We start from the raw sequence: 22,041 nt of genomic DNA, 5'->3' as shown, positions 1-22,041 counted from the left end.
GAGGCTAAAGCGGAATGGTCGTGCAGTTCGCCAACATTGGGGCATTGAAAACCAACTGCATTGGAGTTTAGATGTGAGCTTCAATGAAGAGAAATGTCGCATTCGTTCGTTGAATAGCCCCCAGAACTTCGCTTTGGTAAGACGGCTCGCACTTAATGCGGTCAACCAAGAAACAACTCTGCAACGTAGTTTGCGACAAAAAATCAAACGGGCTGCGATGAACAATGACTATATGATGCAGATTCTCAAATGCTTTTGTCAAGCATGATTGAGATGCTCTTACCCTGAGACTAGAAGAACTAGAACGGCTAGGCGAGGTAATGCTAGAGCGACTGGAACGATAACTACAACTAGAAGAAGACGATCGCGCGCTGCTCCTTCCTCCGCTGCTTCTTGCCAAAGCTTTCCGGTTAATATTTTACCATTTACCACTACTGCCAGCCGTTAAATTTACAGTAAATTCACCGGCTATCAAAAAAGCGATCGCCCCACAGCACAAAAGTTGATTGTTTAGCATAATTGAGTCGGTCAAAAATACGATGCTCAACCAAGACTATTAATAGTCAAGAGTTAACTAATCCGCTAGCAAATCCGGTCGGCGCGATCGAGTTCTTTCAATTTGCTGTTCCCTGCGCCAGCGAGCAATTTCTGCGTGATTACCAGACAGCAACACGTCAGGCACCTTCAATCCGCGAAAATCCGCCGGTCGAGTGTACTGCGGATAATCCAAAAGTCCGTCTTCAAAACTCTCAAACTTCAGCGAATCTTCCTTCGCCACAGTTCCCCGCAGCAATCGCAAAACCCCATTAATCAAAGCCAAAGCCGGAATTTCGCCCCCCGTGAGCACAAAATCCCCCAAAGACACTTCGCGAGTGACCAAATGCAGCACTCGATCGTCCACACCCTCATAATGACCGCAAATCAAAACCAACTGATCGCGATCGGCCGCCAACTGCCGAAACATCTCCTGCTGCATCGGTTCCCCCTGGGGAGTCAGCAAAATCACCTCCCGCCGCGGCAAAACCGGCAGCGACTCCACCGCAGCAAAAATCGGTTCCGGCTTCATCAGCATACCCACTCCGCCCCCGTAAGGCTCGTCATCGACTCGCTGGTGCTTGTCTGTGGTAAAATTGCGGGGATTGACAAAATTCACCTCAGCAATCTTTTTAGCTAAGGCTTTGCCCATCAGTCCCGACTCCAGGGGAGCCCGGAAAAATTCTGGAAATAATGTAACTACGTCAAATCGCACAATTATTGGAATTTATTGATACATCACCTCTAGTTTGACCCTTAGAGGGAGTTCAGTTTTCAGTAATTGCTTTATTCTTTATAATTTCTTATAATTTCTGAGAATTTTTGCAAGTTAAATTCTCTTCCTTTGTCGGCGGGCCCGTTTTGTACAACAATAATCAGTTTTTCATGACAGCGACTGCAAGTAAACTCGCCGCCAAACAACTGCGAGCGAGGTGATATCGGCGATCGCACCTCGCTGGCACAAACAAATATTTATTCTTAAAAAGCCCTATTGTACCCACAGCCACGGCAAAATTGAATTTCACATCCAACAGAGGAAGACACACCATGCAGCAGTTGACATCTCAAGCCCTCGAACACAATATTCCCCAGCGCACAAAAACCTCGATTATGGTGATCGGCGGAGCCGAAGACAAAGTTCACGGACGAGAGATTTTGAACACCTTTTTTTGCCGCGCTGGGGGTGCAAACGCTCGGCTGGCGATCGTTCCCTGCGCTTCGCGAGATCCCGAAGGAATTAGCAACCGCTACCGCACTATATTTGACGAAATGGGCGTTAGCGCCGTCAAAGTAGTGGACATCCGCGAACGCGAACAAGCTGAAAACCCCGTCTGGAAAGATTACTTAGAAGATTGTACGGGCGTATTCATCACAGGCGGCGACCAACTGAGGCTCTGCGGACTGCTGGCTGACACCCCGCTGATGGAGAAAATTCGCAAAGAAACTCTCGAAGGCAAGATTACCCTCGCCGGTACCAGCGCTGGTGCTGCGGTGATGGGATATCACATGATTGCCGGCGGCGGGAGTGGCGCGTCACCGAACCGGTCTTTAGTAGACATGGCAAACGGACTTAACATTATTCCTGAGATCATCGTAGACCAGCATTTTCACAACCGTAACCGCATGGCTCGCTTGCTGTCGGCTGTGGCTTGCCATCCCGATCGCATCGCTATTGGTATTGACGAAGACACTTGCGCCTTGTTTGAGGGAGACGATACTATGAAAATTCTCGGTAAAGGCACTGTGACTATTGTTGATTCTAGGGAAAATTTTTATACCAATGAGTCTCTGGTAGGAGCGACAGAACCCTTAAGTCTGTTCAATATGCGCTTGCACGTTCTTTGTCACGGAGATTGCTACAATATGCCCCTAGGCAAACCAATGCCATCGGCAGCCTGCTCCGAGTCTGGCTGGCCACCCGAATGCCGCACAGCCAACTAACGCAGAAAATATCTTCTCATTGATTCGGCAGATACTAGGCGGCATTCCGGCCGAATCATGGATACAACAATATAATAGATTGCGAAGCAGCCACGGCTGACGCCAGAAGGCAGAATCACAGAAAATTCTACCTTCGGGCTTCTAGTTTTTGCGTGCCATTGACCTGTACTTGTTTCTAGCCGATCGCTGGGAGATGAATTTTCTATTGGGTAGCCCATAACTGGAAATTCAGTCCCAAACTGTTCGCTGCGAACAGTCGATCGAGCAATCTAGATCGAAATTGAATAAATGCTTCAATTATCTATAAGATTTCGCGCCCCATACCCCTCTAACTGCCATGAAAATACTTAAAATCCAGACATTACGCGGCCCCAACTACTGGAGCATCCGACGCCACAAACTCGTCCTGATGCGTCTGGATTTAGACGAATTGGCAGATAAAACCACATCTGAAATTCCTGGCTTCTACGAAGGATTGACCGCCGCGCTCCCGAGTTTGGACGAGCATCACTGTTCTCCAGGCCATAAGGGAGGCTTCCTGCAACGTCTCAAAGCAGGCACGATGATGGGACACGTAATCGAACACGTAGCCCTAGAACTTCAGCAAATGGCAGGAATGCCGGTCGGGTTCGGTCGCACCCGCGAGACTGCGACCCCAGGTATTTACCAAGTAGTAATCGAGTATCAACACGAACAAGCAGGTCGCTATGCCGCCCGGGCGGGCGTGCGGATGTGCCAGAGCATTGCGGATACAGGCACTTATCCAGCAGCAGAATTAGTCCAAGATTTGAGAGATCTTAGAGAGTTTGCTGCGTCGGCGGCCCTGGGGCCGAGCACGGAAACACTGATCAAGGAAGCAGAATCTCGCGGCATTCCTTGGATACCTTTGAGCGCCCGGTTTATGATTCAACTCGGCTACGGGGTTCACCAAAAGCGGATTCAGGCAACTCTGAGCAACCGCACGGGAGTTTTGGGGGTAGAACTAGCCTGCGATAAGGAAGGTACTAAAAATATCCTCGGCAGCGCCGGCGTGCCGGTTCCTAGAGGAACGGTGATTAATTATTTGGACGAATTGCGCGGGGCGATCGAAGATGTCGGCGGTTATCCGATCGTCCTCAAACCCCTAGACGGCAACCACGGCCGCGGCATTACGATCGACATCAATTCCTGGGAAGCAGCAGAAGAAGCTTACGACTTAGCCAGCGCGGCATCAAAAACAAAAAGCGTGATAGTCGAGCGCTATTACGTCGGCCGCGACCACAGAGTATTGGTAGTCAACGGGCAAGTCATAGCAGTCGCAGAACGAGTCCCCGCTAACGTCGTGGGTAACGGCAGGTCTACAGTAGAACAGCTTATTGAAGAAGTAAACCGCGACCCGCAGCGGGGAGACGGACACGACAACGTGCTCACCCGGATCACGATCGACAAATTGTGCCTGGATTTGCTGCAAAAACAAGGATACGCCATGGACTCCGTAGTACCTGCAGGCGAAAGAGTATTCTTGCGCGCGACAGCAAACTTGAGTACCGGTGGAATTGCAGTCGATCGCACCGACGAAATCCACCCGGAAAACGTCTGGCTGTTTTCCAGAGTCGCCAAAATTATCGGTTTGGACATCGCCGGCATTGACGTAGTAACTCCCGACATCTCCCAACCCCTGCGCGATGTCAACGGCGTCATCGTCGAAGTCAACGCAGCACCGGGTTTCAGAATGCACGTCGCCCCGAGTCAAGGTTTACCCCGCAACGTCGCCGGCGCCGTCTTCGATATGCTTTTCCCTTCGCCTCAACCCAGCCGGGTGCCGATTTTAGCGGTAACGGGAACCAACGGCAAAACTACAACTACTCGCCTGCTGGCCCACATTGTTAAGCAGACCGGTCAGATTACTGGCTACACGACTACCGACGGCACTTACATCGGCGATTATTTGGTAGAAACCGGAGACAATACCGGGCCGCAGAGCGCTCAATTGATTTTGTCTGACCCGACGGTAGAAGTGGCGGTGCTGGAAACGGCTAGAGGCGGAATTTTGCGATCGGGCCTGGGCTTCGATCAGTGCGATGTCGGCGTCGTATTGAATGTCGCGGCCGATCACTTGGGAATTGGCGACATCGACACCGTGGAACAGCTCGCCAAACTCAAGAGCGTCCTCGTTGAGTCGGTAATGCCCAAAGGCTATGCAGTTTTGAATGCAGACGATCGACTGGTAGCACAAATGGCGCAGCGTGTCAAGGCTCAAATTGCCTATTTTTCGATGAACCCGGACAACGAACTGGTTGCCAAACATACCGCTGCGGGCGGGCTGGCAGCGATTTACGAAAACGGGTACTTGTCGATCTTGAAAGGTGATTGGACGCTGAGAATCGAGCAAGCCGTGAACGTGCCGCTGACGATGGGCGGGCGCGCGCCGTTTATGATTGCTAATGCTTTAGCAGCTTGTTTGGCGGCTTTTGCCCAAGGATTGAAAATAGAAGATATTCGATCGGCTTTGTCAAGCTTCCAAGCATCGGTGGGTCAAACTCCCGGACGGATGAATTTGTTTAAATTGGGCAGCTATCACGCTTTGCTCGACTACGCCCACAACCCCCACAGCTACAAGGCTTTGGGTTCTTTTGTGCTCAATTGGCCGGGAATGCGGATCGGGGTTGTCGGCGCCCCCGGAGACCGGCGAGATGAAGATTTTGTCACGCTGGGCAAACTTTCGGCCGAGATGTTCGATCGTATTATTGTGAAGGAAGATGCCGATCGGCGCGGGCGAGAACCCGGTGTTGTGGCACAGTTAATTTGCCAGGGAATTGCAGAGGCGATTTCTGCAGGAACCGCAAACAAATCTCAAGTTGAATACGAGTTGATTCTCGACGAAACAACGGCTGTTAACAAGGCTTTAGATGAGGCGCCGGCCGGCAGTTTGGTCGTGATTTTACCTGAAAGCGTGAACAAAGCTTTGAGTTTAATTGAAGCCCGGAAACCGATTAAGGAATCTGTGGAAGTTCAAAATGGTTTAGATCGATCGAAGTCACAGGAAAGTTTAAAACCGACTGTTGTGAATCAAGGCTAAACTCTTAAGTCTCATTTAATTGATAGGTTGGGTTTACTTGTGTTAAACCCAACCTATTTGTTTTAAAATTAATACTGTTTTTGAAAAATTTTTTGTGCATTGCATTGAACAAAGGGTAAAGAGATCGATCGACTTACTGACCAAATAGCTGATTGCGTTGAATCATTGTCATGCACTAGCAGCCTGTTTTTAGAGCCGAAAAAAGATAGAATATTTTTGAGATTGGTGGCGATCGCTCTCATGCCCGATCGCTCTCTCGATCGGCAATTCAAACCGATAGAAGTATAGAATCAGGAAAAAGCAAGCAGCAGGATTGAAGCATGAATGAGGCCGATCGGGCGCGAGTCGAAACATTCATCACGCGCTGGGCAGGTTCTAGCGGTAACGAACGGGCAAACTACCAGTTGTTTTTTGCGGAAATGTGCGATGCGCTGGGAGTCGATCGCCCTTTTGATAAAGGCAGAATTCCCAACGATCCCTACTGCTTTGATAAAGATGTCAAAATTTTTCACCCCAGCGGCAAGGTGACTCCGGGGTTTGTTGATTTTTACAAAGCCGCGCATTTTTTGATAGAGGCAAAACAGGGCGGAACAACGAGCAAAAAGGGAACAGCAAAGCGGGGGACAAATACCTATTTGCGAGAGATGGAAAAAGCGTTTGTGCAGGCGATCGCCTATACCCGCAGTCTCAGCAGCAAACCGCCGTTTTTGTTAACTTGCGATATTGGCGATCATTTTGAATTATGGATGGGTTTTAGCGGCGATTATGGCGGCTATGGGGCGCGGCGAGAAATCGGGCTAATCGAGTTGCGGAAAGCCGATGTTTTCGATTTGTTTGTCGATATTTTTAGCAATCCGCAGCAGCGCAATCCAGAGAAAATTGCGGCGCGGGTGACGCGGGAAGTGGCGGCGGATTTGGCAGAGTTGGCAAAGCGGATGGAGGCGAATGTCGATCCGCAGCAAGTCGCCCAGTTTTTGATGCGCTGTATTTTCACCATGTTTGCTGAGGATGTGGGGTTGCTGAAGGAACATTTGTTTACGCAGGCGCTGGAAACGCGATGGATTCTCAACCCGAAGACGTTTAAGCCGGAGGTAGAGGCGCTGTGGGAGGCGATGAATGAGGGGACGAGTTTTGGCTTTCATGGCAAACTGTTGCGGTTTAATGGCGGATTGTTTGCCGAGTCGCAGGCGTTTGCTTTGACAAAGGCGCAGTTGGAAGTGTTGTTGCAGGCGGCGAAGCGGGATTGGTGCAATGTGGAACCGGCGATTTTTGGGACGCTGTTGGAAAGGGCGCTGGATTCGAGGGAACGGAGTAAGTTGGGGGCTCATTATACGCCGCGATCGTATGTGGAAAGGTTGGTAAAGCCTGTGGTGATGGAACCTTTGGGCGATCGCTGGATTGCGGTACAAGCCGAGATTAAACAGTTGCTCAACGCGGGGGAATCGGAACCGACTGCAAATCAAAGGAAAAAAGCGAGCTCAGTTTTAGAAGCATTTCTGACGGAGTTACAACAGGTGAAGATTCTCGATCCGGCGTGCGGATCGGGTAATTTCCTTTATGTCACGTTGGATTTGTTGAAAGGGTTGGAGTCGGAGGTGTTGCGGCGCTTGGAAGATGTCACCGGGGCGGCGCAGTTGCGGTTAGATATTGCTCAAGTCAATCCCAGTCAGTTTTTGGGAATTGAGTTCAATCCTAGGGCAGCGGCGATCGCAGATTTGGTGATTTGGATTGGGTATTTGCAGTGGCATTTTCGGCGGTTTGGCGATATTCCGCCGATCGAACCGGTGTTGCGGGAGTACAACAATATTGAATGCTATGATGCGGTGTTGGCCTATGACAGGATGGAGCTTTTATATGATGATGAAGGAAATCCAATAACTCGTTGGGATGGTATTAGTTTTAGTAGCCATCCAGTAACGGGCAAGAAAGTTCCCGATGAGACAAAGAGAGTTCAGGAGAAGAGTTATATTCAACCCAGGAAAAGAGTTTGGCCTAATGCTGACTATATTATTGGCAATCCTCCTTTCATTGGAAAAATAAATATGAGAGATCTTCTGGGAGATGGATACGTCAAATCTCTTAGAAAAGTCTACAAAGAGATTCCTGATTCTGCAGACTATGTGATGTATTGGTGGCACCAATCTGCCGAACTACTGAAAAATCGCACAGTTAATCGATTTGGCTTAATTTCGACTAACTCATTGAGGCAGATTTACAATCGCAAAGTTATACAACTACATATTGATCCTAAGAATAATAAGGGTAATGTCTCTATTATTTTTGCTGTTCCCGATCATCCTTGGGTTGAGACTTCTGATGGTGCGGCAGTTAGAATTGCGATGACGGTCGCGACTTTGGGGGCTATGAAAGGGAAACGAGCAACTGTACACCAAGAAAGTTATAGTGACGATGATTCGGGAGAAGCTCAACTCATTTTTAATGAGATGTATGGAATAATTAAAGCCGATTTATCAGTAGGAGTTCCTATTCTTGATGCGCTACCATTAAAATCTAATATATTGCTTGCTAATACAGGATTAACTCAAGGAAGTCGAGGATTTATTCTTGACAAATCCGAACGAGATAAAATCGTTGCTGCCAACTCTAGGAGCCAGGACTTACTGTTCAGAATTTTAAACGGTAGAGACATTACAGAGAGAAATCGTAACCTATTTACTATTGATACATTCGGATGGTCTCAAGAAGATTTACTAAATCACGTTCCCGAAATATACCAACACCTTTTTGACAATGTTTATCCAGATCGACAAGTCAATCCCGATCCCAAGCTCCGTAAATTTTGGTGGTTGCCAAGAAGGAGCAATGAAAAGTTGAGAAATGCTATCTCAGGATTGAATCGTTACGTGGCTACTTCCTTAACGGCCAAGCATCGCGTATTTGTTTTCATAGAGACTGGTATCCGCTCTGAAATTAGCATTGCTATTATCGCTTCTGAAGATGCTTATCATTTAGGTGTGCTTTCTAGCCGAGTTCATGTTACTTGGTCGCTGGCAGCAGGCGGAAGATTGGGTGTTGGTAACGATCCGCGTTACAACAACTCCGTTTGCTTCGATCCCTTCCCCTTCCCCGACGCCACGGAAACCCAAAAACAAACCATCCGAGAACTCGGAGAACGCCTCGACAGCCACCGCAAACGAGTCCAAACCACTCACCCCGAAGTCACCATCACCGGGATGTACAACCTCCTCGAAAAACTCCGCCAAGGCGAACCCCTCAACGACAAAGACAAAGCCTTCAACCAAAAAGCCCTAGTCTCCACCCTCAAACAAATCCACGACGAACTCGATGCCGCCGTATTTGCCGCCTATGGTTGGGAACCCACCCTCACCGACGACCAAATCCTCGAAAACCTCGTCACCCTCAACGCCCAACGCGCCGAGGAAGAACGCAACGGACTGATTCGCTGGCTGCGTCCCGACTACCAAGCCCCAGGCGAAACCTACGTGCAACCATCCCTTGCAGGCATCACCACCGAAACCGAAACCCCGATCGCCCCCACGGAACAACAACCTTTCCCCAAAACCCTCAAAGAGCAACTTTCCGCCATCCGCGACTTATTCCGCACCCAAACCGGCGAATGGACAGCCGCCCAAGTCACCGCCCATTTCAAAGGGGCCAATCGCAAACAAAAAGTCATTCTCGATTGTCTAGAAAGCCTGGAAGATTTGGGGATTTTGCTCAGTCATAATGAAGGTGGCATCACATTCTGGCACTTCGCAGAAGTTGGGAATGCCGGATAAGCTTGGCTTGGCAATTGTTATGTCCAATCCTCCAAAACCAGTCCTGGCACTTGTGCAAAATCTTGTCGATTTCGGGTCACGAGAATTGAGTTATTAACCAAAGCAATGGACGCAATCCGCAAATCTTGTGTCCCAATTCGTATTCCCTGACGGCGCAGCGCCAAATATTGCTCGTAAGCTGACTCGGTAAAATCCAGAACGAGAAAATCGTTGAGAAATTTAACAGCCGAACTCAAACCCACATAAGCCCAAGTTAAGCGTTGCTTCTGTCCGGGTTGCGAAGCTTGACGAATTGCATTGAACCAGCCCTGAATCAATTCCTCAACATTGATGACAGTAATAGCAACATCGCTGGTATGGAGAGTTTCAAAACGTTGCAATATGAGTGAATTAGATTGTTGCAGAAGTGTGATATGGTCGGTATCGAGAATATATTGAGTCATAGAGTCTCAGACTCAGGAAAATCGATATCGGCATTTCGATCGTGGCGATATACTTCAACATATTTCGTGACTTCATTCAGCAACGGATTACATCTCAAAAGAGGTGAAACATTCAACATCGGACGCGCCTCATACCAAGCAATCCGATCGTCTATTTCTGGCTGATTGTCCAGATAAAAGCTAATCGCATCAAACACTTGAGCTGCCGTCACGAGTTGCAGTAACTTCTGTGGAATTTCTTCAGGCTTGATTCCTGATTTCCAAAACACCACAATATCCCGTACAGTAACTTGAGTGTCTGCAATAATCGGTTCTCCCTGCAAAACTTCAGGATTGCGGGTGACATAGCGAGAAATGCTTGTAGGAGACAGCGAACTGGTCATAACGACCTCATCAGAAAATGTAAACCAGCCTTCATCTTAGCATAGTGGACAGAAGACGCCTATCGGGTATTCTATATTGCTAGATTTGAAGAAGCTATTACGTTATCGCCGTGTTTATAACTGCTTCATTCACTTAGATATCAAAGATGGAAATAGATCGATCGCCTTTTACCTTTTGGCTTACGCATGGGGGCCCAGAAAGCGGGTTTTTTGCCCAGAAGACACGTTACAGCCCGCAGATTTCGTCAAAAACCCGCTTTCTTCGATCGTGCCTTGGGTAAGTCCTTTTACCCCTTAACTACCGCCCACTGAGTCACCGGTGCAAGCGGTTTCCAACCCTGAAAAGAACCGATCGCCCCTACTCGCTGAATCCCAATTCTAATTAGTTCCCCACCATAACGATCGTGCCATTGCAAAACTTTAAACTCGCTCTCAACAGTCACCGCATTAACAACTAATCGGCCGCCTTCACCTAAAGCATTCCAGCAAGTTTCCAGCACAGCTTCTGCGGTGACACCGCCGCCGATGAAAATGGCATCCGGTTGAGGCAAATCTGTCAGGGCTTCCGGCGCTTCTCCCGCGACAATTTGGAGTTCGGGAACGCCGAAAGTAGAGGCATTTTCGGCGATGTATTGCAGCCGAGTTGGGTGGCGTTCGATCGCGATCGCCCTGCACCGAGGATGACTCCGCATCCATTCGATCGCGATCGAACCGCAGCCAGCCCCCACATCCCAAAGCAACTCTCCGGGAATCGGTGCTAACGCTGACAGAGTAACGACTCGAACCTCCCGCTTGGTAAGTTGTCCGTCGTGGTGATATGCAGCATCCGGCAAACCCGCAGTTCGGGGGAGGACAAGAGTTTGTCGATCGGCTGCAACTGCAATCGCGATCGTGTTCAAATCCGCCAAATCCGCTGCATTCCAGGCTGCTGCTACCCCCTCGATCCGCCGTTCCGAGTTCCCTCCCATCCGCTCGAACACGGTCATCAAACTGCTGCCAAACCCCCGCTGTGTCAACAATTCAGCCACCTTTCCCGGCGTGTGTCGATCCGCGCTTAAAACCAGCAACCGCGCGCCGGGAGACAAAGCAAGGGCGATCGATGCGATCGGGCGATTTGTCAAACTGACAGTCTCAACATCCGCCAAAGCCCAGCCCAGACGGGCGCAAGCAAGACTAAAAGCCGATGCAGCCTGAATTACAGTCATTTCCGAAATAGGAATCTGGCGCGACAGCGTGACGCCAATACCGTGACACATGGGATCGCCGGTTGCGAGCACGCACACAGATTGTCCCCGGCGGCGGATGATTTCCTCGACTGTTGCTTGTATCGGCGAAGCCCAAAGCAATTGTTCGCGGGTGTCGTCGGTTGGTAGCATTGCTAGGTGACGGGCACCGCCGACAACGACTTGAGATCGATCGAGTAGGGAACGGGCGATCGCACTCAATCCCGAAAGTCCGTCTTCGCCAATCCCCACCACCGAAAGCCATTTGTGCATTGCGCCCTTACTGCTAATTACTACTTATCGATTCTAAAGAATAATATCGGATTTCCATTCATAATTCTTTCTTCTACTTGCCTCATTCCGAGTCTTTCTGCGGCTTTAAGCGACTCAATGTTTGGGCGATCGCAGCTTGCGACAATATAGTCCAAGCCAAGTTCATTCAAACCATACTCCAATATTTTGGTTGATGGTTCAGTAGCGTAACCTTTTTTAAGTGCTTTCGGCAGCAGTGCGTAAACTAACTGGGGCTGTGCTTCTTCAAAAAAATACCACAAACCAACAAATCCAATAGTTTCTCGATCGTTCTTTGTCTCGATAAACCACAAACCGAATTTGTTTTCTTCAAAAAGCTTTTTGTTTTCTGCCAGCATTTCTTCCACTTGTTGTAGCGACAATATTTCGCCGTCACATAGATATCTCCTCACATAAAAATTAGTCAACATTCCGTGGAGCGTGTTGAGGTCGCTCTCTACAATCGGTTTCAAAACCAATCTCTGAGTTTCAAGTATCATGCGAATTATTTTTCTCAGGTTCAATAACGATCGCACTTATCAATATTAGTCCAGGACGCACGGGTGGTCATAAACCGGGTTTTTCGACAATACTTGGTTATCGCGCGCAGATAAGGCAAAAAACCCGGTTTATGCAGGTTTTGCGTAACTCTAATTAACAAACAGCGTTAAACCACCGTAATCACTGGGTAATTGTAACTTTCCTTGACTACCAAACCATCTTTCCAATAGCCGATCGAGATTTGGTTGCTTTTGGAATCAATGATTTGACCTTCAACTTTAACGGTGTAATCATTGTACCAATTGGAAATTACTACAAAATCATAATTTTTGTCGGCTGAAACAGCGATGTCTTGACTAATTAATTTTGATTCTCGAAACTCAACTAACATTTCTTGAAAAAAGATTTCTCTTCCTTGGCGGCAGTTTTCTTTGCCGCTAGTAATCGTACCATCTCCTTCAATCATCACAGTGTCATCCGAGTAGTATTTTTCCAAACCTACTGATGTTTGGAATGTTTCAACAAGGTGATTGATATCTGCGAGTTTGATTTGCAATTCTTCAATTGTCATAAATAACGCGATGGCAGGTTTTATAGCAGAAGTTAGAACTCACGCACTCTTAGAGTGATTTTGACTTCGATTATAGATTATAAAAAATTATTCAGGAATCAGCAAGATAATAAAACGAATTTCCCCCCTAACAGGCGAGCTCGCCCGGAGATTTGTTAAGAAACTCGATCGATCTGGCTGATGCCGATCGACTTGTGATAGATTTCTTAAACCTGAAAGCGGGAAAGTCCGGTGCAATTCCGGCGCTGTGCCGCAACTGTCAAAGTCAGAATGCCGATTTCAGGAGTTTACTTTAGATTCCCTGCGTCGCACGGGGAGGAGTTTCTTTGTTAGCTTTGAGTGAATTGCCGACTTGTCCTGGTTTATTTTACGGTTCCCGCGCCCGAGACGGAATATTATCGAGAATGCGGATTCCGGGGGGAATTTTAAACGCGCAGCAGTGTCGGACGATCGCGGATTTGGTCGATCGATACAGTACCGGTTGTTTGCAAGTAACGAATCGGGCGAATTTGCAAATTCGAGACTTGAATTCGCCAGTTTCTGATGAACTTTGGCAAGATTTGCTGGAATTGGGATTGGCATCTCGCCGCGTTGAAGTTGACCCGATTCGCAATATTATGGCAAGTCCGACAGCAGGGATCGATCGACAGCAACTACTCGATACTCGCCCGCTAGTGAAAGCTTGGGATGATTACCTGCAAACGCATCCCGAATTGTCGGAACTTTCGCCTAAGTTCAGTATTGGCTTTGACGGCGGGGAATCGGTTTCGATTCGCGATTTACGCAACGATATTTTATTAGCTGCTGAAGGGCGTTCAACCCAATCAGAAATCGTTTTTCGGCTGTATTTAAACGACGAGACAGGGATTTTAATCCAAGAATCGCAATGTATTTCAGTATTAGCAGCCCTCGCTAGCACCTATCTTGAATACACAAAAAATCTGCCTATAATTAATGGCAAAAAACCGCGTTTGCGTCACCTGCTGGCAGATTGGGGCGCTGAAAGTTATCTAGAAAGGGTAGAGAGGAATTTACCGTTTGTAGTGCAGCGAAGCCCGATCGCCTCATCTGAAAAATCCATCCCCAATCACCAACATCTCGGCATTTATCCTCAGCAACAGTCCGGTTTCTCCTACATGGGAATTGCACTGCCCCTAGGTAGGCTAGAATCAAAACAACTGCGGAGTTTGGCAAATTTAGCCCAAAATCTAGCCAGTGGTACCCTGAGACTTACGCCGTGGCAAAATCTGTTGATTTCTGACATCCCCAACTCCCAGCTTTTTGAGGTAACACAGCAAGTTGGCGATTTGGGATTGCACTCATCGGCGACTCGCCTAGATTCGTGCTTGGTGGCTTGTGCCGGCAGCAGCGGCTGTGCGTCGGCGGCGACAGATACTCAAAGTCACGCCTTAGCGATGGCGAGGGATTTAGCGCAAAAATTGACGATCGACTTGCCGATTAACATTCATTTCAGCGGTTGCGAAAAGTCCTGCGCCCAGCACCGGCCAATTGATATCACGCTGGTAGGAATTCAGATTGAGCGAGGAGACGAGGCGATCGAAGGTTACAAGATTTATGCGGGTAGAAAAGATTTGCCCTTCGGGCGACCAATTTGTGCGGCGGTTAGTGCCGCCGAGATGCCCGGTGCGATCGAGCGAATGTTGCAGGTGTATCAGCGGTTTCGAGAGCCATTGGAGTCATTTGGCGAGTTGGTCGATCGCCTGCCGATCGACCAATTGCAGGAGTTGTTGAGCACCGAAGATGGGAATTTAAAGTGAAAAAAGATTCCATTAAAACTGACAAGTTTTAATCATTTCTCTTTCTATATCTCTCGATGTTTCTTCCTTCGCGTCCTTTCCATCTTCGCGGTTAATTCAAAAAATCTATTTCACAAATCCCACAAACTTCCCATAGCAGTTTTAAACAATGATTGACTACATTCGAGACGGAACAGAAATCTACACCAAATCCTTTGCCACAATTCGAGCCGAAACAGATTTGTCAACCTTGCCGCCCGATTTAGAATCGGTAGCCGTGCGACTAATTCACAGTTGCGGCATGACCGATATTGTTACAGATTTAGCAGCTTCGCCGGGGGCCGCAACCTGCGGACGCCAAGCCCTCGCCGCCGGTGCGCCGATTCTCTGCGATGCCCGGATGGTGGCCGAAGGCATCACTCGCAAACGCCTTCCCGCTGACAATCCGGTGATTTGCACCCTCTGGCATTCCGAAATCCCGGAGTTGGCGCGGCAAATGGGAAATACTCGATCGGCCGCGGCGCTTGATTTATGGCTGGACAACTTGCAGGGTGCGGTTGTGGCAATTGGCAATGCCCCGACTGCTTTGTTCCGACTGCTGGAAATGCTGGATGCCGGAGCACCCAAACCGGCTTTAATTCTGGGTTTCCCGGTAGGATTTGTGGGGGCTGCTGAATCCAAAGCCGAACTGGCTGCTAACAGTCGGGGAGTGCCATTTATTACGTTGCACGGGCGGCGCGGTGGCAGTGCAATGGCAACGGCGGCCGTGAATGCGTTAGCGAAAAAGGATGAATTATGACTGAGGCTACTGGTAAATTGTACGGTTTGGGTATTGGCCCTGGCGATCCTGAGTTGATTACTTTGAAAGCTTATCGGATTTTGCAATCGGTGCCGGTGATTGCCTATCCGGCGATGGAAAATGGTAAGGTACTGGCGCGGGCGATCGTCGCAGATTATCTGCGCCCGGAGCAAATTGAGATTCCGATGCCGCTGCCTTTTAGTCCGACGCGATCGTCTCAACCTTATTACGATATTGCAGCGGAGAAAATTGCGGCACACCTCAGCGAGGGACGGGATGTGGCGGTCTTGTGTGAGGGCGAACCTTTTCTCTACGGCTCGTTTATGTATCTATTCAACCGTTTGTCGGCGACATTTACCACTGAAGTTGTGCCGGGAATTTCTTCGACAATGGCGAGTGCGGCTGCGTTGGGAGTGCCGCTGACTTATCGTAACGATGTGTTAAGTATTATGCCTGCGACGCTGGATGCTGAGGTTTTGCGCGATCGGCTGGCGGTTGTTGATGCTGCGGTGATTATTAAGCTGGGCAGGCATTTTGCGAAAGTCCGGGACGTGCTGATTGAGTTGGGACAGTTCGATCGAGCACTGTATATAGAACGCGCAACTATGCCGAATCAGCGAATTCGGGCGATCGTAGATGTCGATCCCGCTGAAGTTCCCTATTGGGCTCTGATTATGATACCCAGTCAGCAAAAGTCTGTATCTTAATATTTCCATGCCTGAAGGCGACGCGCTTCCAGGCTTTCCCTACTTTTTTGTGCATTCTTGCCCATTTATCCAGCTTTCCTCATATTGATAACTTAACCTTATAACTTGCATCAGTTAATCTGTTGTTAAAATACTTTACAAACCTTAGAATATGCTTTATATTTGTTTACATGGCGGAACACAAACCCGTCACGAACATTGACAAATCAATAAAGCAATCATAAAACCATGACAACAACCTTACAGCAGCGCGAAAGCGCCAACCTGTGGGATCAGTTTTGCAACTGGGTCACCAGCACCGAGAACCGCATTTATGTAGGTTGGTTCGGCGTCTTGATGATTCCCACCTTGCTCAGCGCCACCATTTGCTACATCATCGCCTTCATCGCTGCCCCTCCCGTGGACATCGACGGCATCCGCGAACCAGTAGCAGGTTCCTTGATGTACGGCAACAACATCATCACAGGTGCAGTTGTTCCTTCATCCAACGCCATCGGCTTGCACTTCTACCCCATCTGGGAAGCAGCTTCCCTCGATGAGTGGTTGTACAACGGCGGCCCTTACCAATTGGTAGTATTTCACTTCCTGATCGGCATTTTCTGCTACATGGGTCGTGAGTGGGAACTGTCTTACCGCTTAGGTATGCGTCCTTGGATCTGCGTCGCTTACTCTGCACCAGTTGCAGCAGCCACCGCAGTATTCTTGATTTACCCCATCGGACAAGGCTCCTTCTCTGACGGTATGCCCTTGGGTATCTCCGGCACCTTCAACTTCATGATCGTGTTCCAAGCCGAGCACAACATCCTGATGCACCCGTTCCACATGTTGGGAGTAGCTGGTGTCTTCGGCGGTTCTTTGTTCTCTGCAATGCACGGTTCTCTCGTTACTTCCTCTTTGGTTCGCGAAACAACCGAAACCGAATCTTTGAACTACGGTTACAAATTCGGTCAAGAAGAAGAAACCTACAACATCGTCGCAGCCCACGGCTACTTCGGTCGTTTGATTTTCCAATACGCTTCTTTCAACAACAGCCGTTCTTTGCACTTCTTGTTAGGTGCATGGCCAGTAGTTGGCATCTGGTTTACCGCTTTGGGTATCTCCACGATGGCTTTCAACTTGAACGGTTTCAACTTCAACCAATCGATTATCGACTCTCAAGGTCGTGTCATCAACACTTGGGCTGATGTCATCAACCGCGCTAACTTGGGTATGGAAGTAATGCACGAGCGCAACGCTCACAACTTCCCTCTCGACTTGGCTGCTGGCGAAACAACTCCCGTAGCAATGGTTGCTCCTTCTATCAACGGCTAAGTTTTAGTCTTTGAGTAACAAAAAGCGCTCCTAGTAATAGGGGCGCTTTTTGTTTGTTTGCTAAGACTACTATATAATCATAAAATTAATACTCTCCAAAGGAAGTCAGATTAAGTTATTATTCCAATAAAGGTGACAAAAATTGGTTTTATATTCCTCAATCAAAATTAATAGTAATTCTAAATGGGATTGTATGTTGGTGTTAGAGCGATCGTACTACCCTATATCGGATGTCTTTACCTTGCCAATCACGTTACCATAACTGGAAGCTGATCGGGAGTATTACATCGTTGATTTTTCCCCAAATAAACGTATTAACCAATTAGTGAATTTTACTGCGACATCTGTGTGAGGACGAAGAGCTTGACTTGTAATTGCTTTTCCCAAGGGATAACCAGGTTCATCATGCCAAGCAAGATATGTATGAATCACTGCTTTACTGCGATGCACTTCTTTGAATGTTGTTACCTGCCTTGCCTGCGCCTGTTCCACACATTCTCGCGCAAGTGCCAAAGATTCTGGCTGTGCAAGTTCCGCACAAAAGTCTTCTAACATACCAGAATCTTGATTATTAGGCATGAGCCAAAATCCCAGTTTAGGTTCTTCATCTGAAGAGCTCTCGACTACCGTTCCATCAGCATCAGGTTTGTTCAGGAACGTATAACTGTAATGTTGTAACTTGCTTTTTATACTTTGCCATCGGCCTTGAACAGAAGTGTCAGCATCAAGCATAACTCCTATTACTTGAGGAGGATTAGGACGTATAATCAGCGCATTTAATCGTTTTAAAACGCCGACATTTGAACCACATTCATATATACCGAAAGTCTCAGGAACATTATGAGCTTTACATAAAGCCATAACAACATGGCAATCATTAACTCCTTCAACAAGTAAAACTTTATCTGTATCTTGCTTGCAAACATCGCTCATACTACTTACCGCACTTCCACATCCATATCCATCGAATCATTTAGGGTCTCCGATGTATATTCTGTAGCTTTGATTAACCCATTCTTTTCATCAAGTCTAAAGAAAGCACCAAGCGTAGGATAGTTATTCCATGCCTGGTCGAAACCTTTTATACAATCGCGGCTGTGAGTGGTTGCAAAGACTTGAACATTAAGTTTATCTGATAGCTGAAAAACTATATCCCAAACTTTGGGTTGAACACTCCAGTGCAATCCATTTTCAAATTCATCAATTAAGAGCAGTCCGTTTCGAGCATTTACAAGTGCAACAATTATATGGAACAAACGAGTCATACCATCTCCCATACTCTTGAGAGGTAATGGCTCATCTATGCCTTTGATTTTTACAAGAGCAATACGCTGATCGTTTTCTCGAGTTCTAAAGTCACTTGCATTATTCTCTACAAAAGCCACTCCAGTAACTCGATCGTTAATTAGGCCAAGAGCAGAAATAACCTCCGACTCTAAATCTGTCAAGCTCGTTAAATCCCAAAGAGCAGCTAATTTTCGATTGGGCATATTTTCGGTCGAAACAATCTGCCATGTGTATTTTAACTCGGATTCCTTCCTTTCAGAACCAGAAATCATTCTATTGCGACGTCGGATCTCTCTCAGATCTTTATTGTCTAAGTCTAAACTAAAAAGCCTTCTAGTTCTTTCACCTTCCTCTGCTATCAGAAAAATTTCAACATTTGATAGGTTTTCATCAAGTTGCACCTCAGAAATACGAATTTTCCTGAGCGTGCCTTCATCATCATTTTTATTCTGATATGCAGCGGCACTGATATGAAGCTTTGTGTTTGAAGCGACTTCTCCAAGAGAAATACCCTTTTCTCCAATTATAGGTAATTTGTGACCGCAGAAAAGATGTCGCACAGAATTACTAATAAAATTTTGGGAATGTGGCTGAGCTTCACTAAACCAAGTCTCTTGCCTAGACTCTACAAGGTCAAGCAGGACTGTAGGGGAAGCATTGCTGGCATAGAGTTCTACGGCTTCAAGAAACGTACTCTTTCCAGCATTATTTTTGCCAACAATCAGGTTGACACGATTCAGCTTTCTAACTTCAAGGTGTTGAAAGAGCCTAAAGTTGTGTATCTGAAAGGACTCCAGCATACAATATTCCTATAAGTTTTTCTAACTAGCTTATATCATATCTTGGTATAACTTCACACAAAATAATTTAACAAAATCTTCCGAGATACCGTAGACAATAATTGCCCGTATCCCGCAATCTCAGCATCTTGCAGAGTGCGAATAATTACATCTCGTAGCAAAGCACACCCGATACCTGTGCTTTGCCGATCGCAATATCATCGATCGCACTTTCCTGAAAAACCCAGTTTCTGAAAAAACTCGGCAATCGGGAGAGTAAAGCCGGGGACGATTTCTTCGCCATCTAGGGAATAACTAGATTTGAGGAGGCGATCGGGTTCTTCTTGGGACGATCGATAAACTAACACATACAGGACTTACGCAAGCACACTATATGTAGCGTGCCAAAAAAGGGATCTCGGTTTTCAAACTTTTGAAATATCGTCCGTCCAGACACAATTCCCGAGGTCGTAGAACTAGATGAATTAGAAACATTTATTGGCTCAAAAAAAACTTGCGTCTGGTTGTGGATAGCAGTAGACTACTTCAACGCCGATATTTTAGCCTGGGCTGTAGGAGACCATGATGCCCAAACATTTAAACATTGATGGGATGTTGAAAAATAAAAATGCTATTTTTATGTAACAAATTGCCTGAAAGTTTATTCAATGTTTATTCCAGATGGTCACTCAATCATCGGTAAAAATTATATGACTTGCAGTTGAAGGTGAAAATACAAGACTCAGACACTATCTTGCTCGATTGAAGATAAAATCTCTTTGTTATTCTCAATACGAAGAAATTCTCAAACATTCAATTCGTTTACTAATTCACGCTCCTCAAATTCTCGGACGTTCCCATTCAATATTCAAGTAATTATTTAGATACTCTGATTTGAACGCTCTTCGACCTGTCTCCGTCAGCGGTGAGAGCCAAATCACACCTCAGTTCACCAACGCCAAAATTTACTTATCTCCAGACTGAATGTAAAATAATTGTCTAGTCTCGGCTTGTCCCCAACCTTAAATTCACATGAACATCCGCATCGGCAACGGCTACGACATTCACTGCTTAGTTCCAGAACGCCCCCTCATCCTCGGCGGCGTGCACATTCCCCACGAATTAGGCTTATTAGGACACAGCGACGCCGACGTACTTACCCACGCTATCATGGATGCGATGCTCGGAGCTCTCAGCTTAGGAGATATCGGTCTTTATTTCCCGCCAACTGACCCGAAATGGAAAGGGGCTGATAGTCTCGTATTGCTGGCACAAGTCAATCAGTTAATTTTAGATAAAGGCTGGGAAATCGGCAATATTGATTCCGTGGTGGTGGCGGAACGTCCAAAGCTGAAACCGCATATTGAGCAAATGCGCGATCGGCTTTCTACTGTCCTACAATTAAAACCAGACCAAATCGGCATCAAAGCTACTACAAACGAAAAGTTAGGGCCGGTGGGAAGAGAAGAAGGAATCGCAGCTTACGCTGTAGTTTTGTTAGTGCTAAAATAGCTGTCAAGTTATGAATATTTTCTACTTAATTAGGAGTCGAATTTATGATCGCCGAAGACTTGGAAATCGAAATGCCGATCGACGTTGACATCATTGCTCTAGATAAGGACGATCGCATAGTCGCGCTAATCGAGGTCAAAATTATTCAAGCTCAAGAAACAGCAGCAAAGCAGAGGATTGCTGCTTACATGATATCTTGGATGAAAGCTGCGTTAGCGAAGATGTCTGAACAACGCACAGTCATTCCCTATGCTATGTTTGTTGACACCGAACAAATTCTGATTTTCAAATGGGACGGCGTAAATTTATCTGAACCTGTTTGCTCTCTAAACACTGGTGAAATACTTCGTTATTATCAGCCTGACTTTGGTAGCAAAAGCATATTTGGACATACGATTGAAACGCTGGTAGAAGCGTGGCTGCATGACTTAGCCTATCACTGGAAATCAGAAACTCCCCCAGCGTCTAAACAGATAGCAGAAATCGGTTTGCTGCCGATGCTAGCAGGTGGAACAACAAAATCCGAAGTGAGATTAGGTGGCAATTTTATATATCGAGACTAACTTTTTGATGAGTATTGCTACAGGGCGCGAGGCTGAAGCAATTATGTTGCTGCGGGATTTATCGTCATCAGTTCAGTTGGTCATACCCAGCATTTGTTATATGGAGTCTCTGTCGGCTTTAGAGGACGAGGTGAAGCGACAAAACAAGTTTAAGGAACAGCTAACGTGTCAAATTAGTCAAACAAAGCGAGATGTGACATCTGAACAGGTCGCATCTCTATCTTTTAACCTAGAACAGTCATTGATTTACTATAGCAATCGAATAGATGAAATTCAATTTCGCTTGCGTGAAGCAATTTATATTCTGTCGCAAAATGCAGAAATGATTGTATTAAATACAGAGATTATCGAAGCAAGCTTAAACACAACTATCATCGAAAAAGACCCAACAGATAATTTGATTTTACACTGTATCTTGAGTCATGCCCGCTTGCGCCCCACAGAAACCAAAGTATTTCTAAGTGGCAACGTCAAAGAATTTGGCAAACTACCAGAAGTTCAAGATGCTTTGCGGGAAGTAGGGATAACAAAGTATTTTTCGCGTACTGGAGACTTTCTCGGTTGGTTACAATCTCAGTCATAGTTGCACGCAGGTGGTAAACTAAAAAATTATGAAAATT

At 46.9% G+C, this 22,041-nt stretch carries 22 protein-coding genes, 1 pseudogene and 1 riboswitch; of the genes and pseudogenes, 13 read left to right on the top strand and 10 right to left on the bottom strand.

The window, feature by feature from the left end; translation table 11 throughout:
* The coding region (locus tag QUA13_RS18345) for an ISAs1 family transposase (RefSeq protein WP_333200725.1) at positions 1–268 on the top strand (268 nt) is incomplete at its 5' end.
* A gap of 306 nt (positions 269–574) precedes the next feature.
* On the opposite strand, the gene trmD is transcribed toward QUA13_RS18345, so the two are convergent.
* Positions 575–1,249, bottom strand: a complete 675-nt coding sequence (trmD, locus tag QUA13_RS18340) for a tRNA (guanosine(37)-N1)-methyltransferase TrmD (protein ID WP_172192804.1) — start codon at positions 1,247–1,249, stop codon at positions 575–577.
* Positions 1,250–1,409: 160 nt separating this feature from the next.
* Positions 1,410–1,583 carry a hypothetical protein gene (locus QUA13_RS18335; RefSeq protein WP_333200723.1) on the bottom strand — a complete coding sequence of 58 codons (174 nt, stop codon included), beginning with the start codon at positions 1,581–1,583 and terminating at the stop codon, positions 1,410–1,412.
* Between QUA13_RS18335 and QUA13_RS18330 the strand changes: the two genes are divergently transcribed.
* The 4 genes from QUA13_RS18330 (at position 1,582) to QUA13_RS18315 (ending at position 9,294) form a co-directional block, all read left to right on the top strand.
* Positions 1,582–2,475, top strand: coding sequence for a cyanophycinase (locus QUA13_RS18330; RefSeq protein WP_333192946.1), 894 nt, complete (start codon positions 1,582–1,584; stop codon positions 2,473–2,475). The two genes, QUA13_RS18335 and QUA13_RS18330, sit on opposite strands and share 2 nt — an antisense overlap.
* A gap of 337 nt (positions 2,476–2,812) precedes the next feature.
* Entirely contained in the window at positions 2,813–5,533 is a 2,721-nt protein-coding gene (gene cphA / locus QUA13_RS18325; protein WP_333200721.1) for a cyanophycin synthetase, read from the top strand.
* Positions 5,534–5,698: 165 nt separating this feature from the next.
* Positions 5,699–5,821, top strand: a complete 123-nt coding sequence (locus QUA13_RS18320; protein ID WP_333200719.1) for a hypothetical protein — start codon at positions 5,699–5,701, stop codon at positions 5,819–5,821.
* Positions 5,822–5,853: 32 nt separating this feature from the next.
* A complete protein-coding gene (locus QUA13_RS18315) occupies positions 5,854–9,294 on the top strand; it encodes a DNA methyltransferase (protein WP_333200717.1) in 3,441 nt (1,146 codons plus the stop codon).
* Between the two features lie 17 nt (positions 9,295–9,311).
* On the opposite strand, the gene QUA13_RS18310 is transcribed toward QUA13_RS18315, so the two are convergent.
* The 5 genes from QUA13_RS18310 to QUA13_RS18290 all read right to left on the bottom strand — a co-directional run bounded on the left by QUA13_RS18310 (position 9,312) and on the right by QUA13_RS18290 (position 12,706).
* Positions 9,312–9,737, bottom strand: a complete 426-nt coding sequence (locus QUA13_RS18310; protein ID WP_333200715.1) for a type II toxin-antitoxin system VapC family toxin — start codon at positions 9,735–9,737, stop codon at positions 9,312–9,314.
* Positions 9,734–10,120 carry a DUF433 domain-containing protein gene (locus QUA13_RS18305; protein ID WP_333200713.1) on the bottom strand — a complete coding sequence of 129 codons (387 nt, stop codon included), beginning with the start codon at positions 10,118–10,120 and terminating at the stop codon, positions 9,734–9,736. Before QUA13_RS18305 ends, QUA13_RS18310 begins: the two co-directional genes overlap by 4 nt.
* 287 nt (positions 10,121–10,407) lie before the next feature.
* Positions 10,408–11,616 carry a precorrin-6y C5,15-methyltransferase (decarboxylating) subunit CbiE gene (gene cbiE, locus QUA13_RS18300; RefSeq protein WP_333200711.1) on the bottom strand — a complete coding sequence of 403 codons (1,209 nt, stop codon included), beginning with the start codon at positions 11,614–11,616 and terminating at the stop codon, positions 10,408–10,410.
* 20 nt (positions 11,617–11,636) lie between these two features.
* On the bottom strand, positions 11,637–12,134 hold the full coding sequence (locus tag QUA13_RS18295; RefSeq protein WP_333200709.1) for a GNAT family N-acetyltransferase: 498 nt from the start codon (positions 12,132–12,134) through the stop codon (positions 11,637–11,639).
* Between the two features lie 167 nt (positions 12,135–12,301).
* Entirely contained in the window at positions 12,302–12,706 is a 405-nt protein-coding gene (locus QUA13_RS18290) for a hypothetical protein (protein ID WP_333200707.1), read from the bottom strand.
* Between the two features lie 204 nt (positions 12,707–12,910).
* A riboswitch (adenosylcobalamin-variant (AdoCbl-variant) riboswitch) is annotated at positions 12,911–12,990 on the top strand.
* A gap of 42 nt (positions 12,991–13,032) precedes the next feature.
* Here QUA13_RS18290 and cobG point away from each other — a divergent pair.
* From cobG to psbA, 4 genes are all read left to right on the top strand, one after another.
* On the top strand, positions 13,033–14,484 hold the full coding sequence (gene cobG, locus QUA13_RS18285; protein ID WP_333200705.1) for a precorrin-3B synthase: 1,452 nt from the start codon (positions 13,033–13,035) through the stop codon (positions 14,482–14,484).
* A 148-nt stretch (positions 14,485–14,632) separates the two neighbouring features.
* Complete coding sequence (locus QUA13_RS18280) at positions 14,633–15,262, top strand: precorrin-8X methylmutase (protein WP_333200703.1); 630 nt, start codon at positions 14,633–14,635, stop codon at positions 15,260–15,262.
* Positions 15,259–15,969: a precorrin-2 C(20)-methyltransferase gene (locus QUA13_RS18275; RefSeq protein WP_333200701.1), complete on the top strand. Its 711-nt coding sequence runs from the start codon at positions 15,259–15,261 to the stop codon at positions 15,967–15,969. The genes QUA13_RS18280 and QUA13_RS18275 overlap by 4 nt, the downstream gene beginning before the upstream one ends.
* A gap of 228 nt (positions 15,970–16,197) precedes the next feature.
* On the top strand, positions 16,198–17,280 hold the full coding sequence (gene psbA, locus QUA13_RS18270; RefSeq protein ID WP_172186093.1) for a photosystem II q(b) protein: 1,083 nt from the start codon (positions 16,198–16,200) through the stop codon (positions 17,278–17,280).
* 282 nt (positions 17,281–17,562) lie between these two features.
* Here the strand turns inward: psbA and QUA13_RS18265 are convergent, their stop codons facing one another.
* From QUA13_RS18265 to QUA13_RS18255, 3 genes are all read right to left on the bottom strand, one after another.
* Positions 17,563–18,213, bottom strand: coding sequence for a DUF3226 domain-containing protein (locus QUA13_RS18265; protein ID WP_333200699.1), 651 nt, complete (start codon positions 18,211–18,213; stop codon positions 17,563–17,565).
* Positions 18,214–18,218: 5 nt separating this feature from the next.
* Positions 18,219–19,367 (bottom strand): AAA family ATPase, encoded by a 1,149-nt coding sequence (locus QUA13_RS18260; RefSeq protein ID WP_333200697.1) that lies wholly within the window; start codon positions 19,365–19,367, stop codon positions 18,219–18,221.
* Between the two features lie 197 nt (positions 19,368–19,564).
* On the bottom strand, positions 19,565–19,714 hold the full coding sequence (locus tag QUA13_RS18255; RefSeq protein WP_333200695.1) for a hypothetical protein: 150 nt from the start codon (positions 19,712–19,714) through the stop codon (positions 19,565–19,567).
* A gap of 81 nt (positions 19,715–19,795) precedes the next feature.
* On the opposite strand from QUA13_RS18255, the pseudogene QUA13_RS18250 reads away from it, so the two are divergent.
* The 4 genes and pseudogenes from QUA13_RS18250 to QUA13_RS18235 form a co-directional block, all read left to right on the top strand.
* A pseudogene (locus tag QUA13_RS18250) lies at positions 19,796–20,244 on the top strand (IS1 family transposase); the annotation flags it as partial.
* A 134-nt stretch (positions 20,245–20,378) separates the two neighbouring features.
* Positions 20,379–20,858 (top strand): 2-C-methyl-D-erythritol 2,4-cyclodiphosphate synthase, encoded by a 480-nt coding sequence (gene ispF / locus QUA13_RS18245; RefSeq protein WP_006635867.1) that lies wholly within the window; start codon positions 20,379–20,381, stop codon positions 20,856–20,858.
* 44 nt (positions 20,859–20,902) lie between these two features.
* Positions 20,903–21,421, top strand: coding sequence for a hypothetical protein (locus QUA13_RS18240; protein ID WP_333200692.1), 519 nt, complete (start codon positions 20,903–20,905; stop codon positions 21,419–21,421).
* Complete coding sequence (locus QUA13_RS18235; protein WP_333200690.1) at positions 21,396–22,004, top strand: PIN domain-containing protein; 609 nt, start codon at positions 21,396–21,398, stop codon at positions 22,002–22,004. Before QUA13_RS18240 ends, QUA13_RS18235 begins: the two co-directional genes overlap by 26 nt.
* The last annotated feature ends 37 nt before the right edge of the window (positions 22,005–22,041 follow it).

The sequence above is a fragment of the Microcoleus sp. S28C3 genome (assembly GCF_036700785.1).
GTDB classification, from domain to species: Bacteria; Cyanobacteriota; Cyanobacteriia; order Cyanobacteriales; family Microcoleaceae; genus Microcoleus; species Microcoleus asticus.
The sequence above is the reverse complement of the archived record's forward strand: the minus strand, read 5'-3'. Positions and strand labels throughout refer to the sequence as shown.

Bases quoted from the DNA above. Each gene is read 5' to 3' on its own strand.
- QUA13_RS18330 (WP_333192946.1), top strand. From the start codon at position 1,582: ATGCAGCAGTTGACATCTCAAGCCCTCGAACACAATATTCCCCAGCGC.
- QUA13_RS18335 (WP_333200723.1), bottom strand. From the start codon at position 1,583: ATGGTGTGTCTTCCTCTGTTGGATGTGAAATTCAATTTTGCCGTGGCT.
- cphA (WP_333200721.1), top strand. From the start codon at position 2,813: ATGAAAATACTTAAAATCCAGACATTACGCGGCCCCAACTACTGGAGC.
- QUA13_RS18315 (WP_333200717.1), top strand. From the start codon at position 5,854: ATGAATGAGGCCGATCGGGCGCGAGTCGAAACATTCATCACGCGCTGG.
- QUA13_RS18310 (WP_333200715.1), bottom strand. From the start codon at position 9,737: ATGACTCAATATATTCTCGATACCGACCATATCACACTTCTGCAACAA.
- QUA13_RS18305 (WP_333200713.1), bottom strand. From the start codon at position 10,120: ATGACCAGTTCGCTGTCTCCTACAAGCATTTCTCGCTATGTCACCCGC.
- cbiE (WP_333200711.1), bottom strand. From the start codon at position 11,616: ATGCACAAATGGCTTTCGGTGGTGGGGATTGGCGAAGACGGACTTTCG.
- QUA13_RS18295 (WP_333200709.1), bottom strand. From the start codon at position 12,134: ATGATACTTGAAACTCAGAGATTGGTTTTGAAACCGATTGTAGAGAGC.
- QUA13_RS18290 (WP_333200707.1), bottom strand. From the start codon at position 12,706: ATGACAATTGAAGAATTGCAAATCAAACTCGCAGATATCAATCACCTT.
- QUA13_RS18280 (WP_333200703.1), top strand. From the start codon at position 14,633: ATGATTGACTACATTCGAGACGGAACAGAAATCTACACCAAATCCTTT.
- QUA13_RS18275 (WP_333200701.1), top strand. From the start codon at position 15,259: ATGACTGAGGCTACTGGTAAATTGTACGGTTTGGGTATTGGCCCTGGC.
- psbA (WP_172186093.1), top strand. From the start codon at position 16,198: ATGACAACAACCTTACAGCAGCGCGAAAGCGCCAACCTGTGGGATCAG.
- QUA13_RS18265 (WP_333200699.1), bottom strand. From the start codon at position 18,213: ATGAGCGATGTTTGCAAGCAAGATACAGATAAAGTTTTACTTGTTGAA.
- QUA13_RS18260 (WP_333200697.1), bottom strand. From the start codon at position 19,367: ATGCTGGAGTCCTTTCAGATACACAACTTTAGGCTCTTTCAACACCTT.
- ispF (WP_006635867.1), top strand. From the start codon at position 20,379: ATGAACATCCGCATCGGCAACGGCTACGACATTCACTGCTTAGTTCCA.
- QUA13_RS18240 (WP_333200692.1), top strand. From the start codon at position 20,903: ATGATCGCCGAAGACTTGGAAATCGAAATGCCGATCGACGTTGACATC.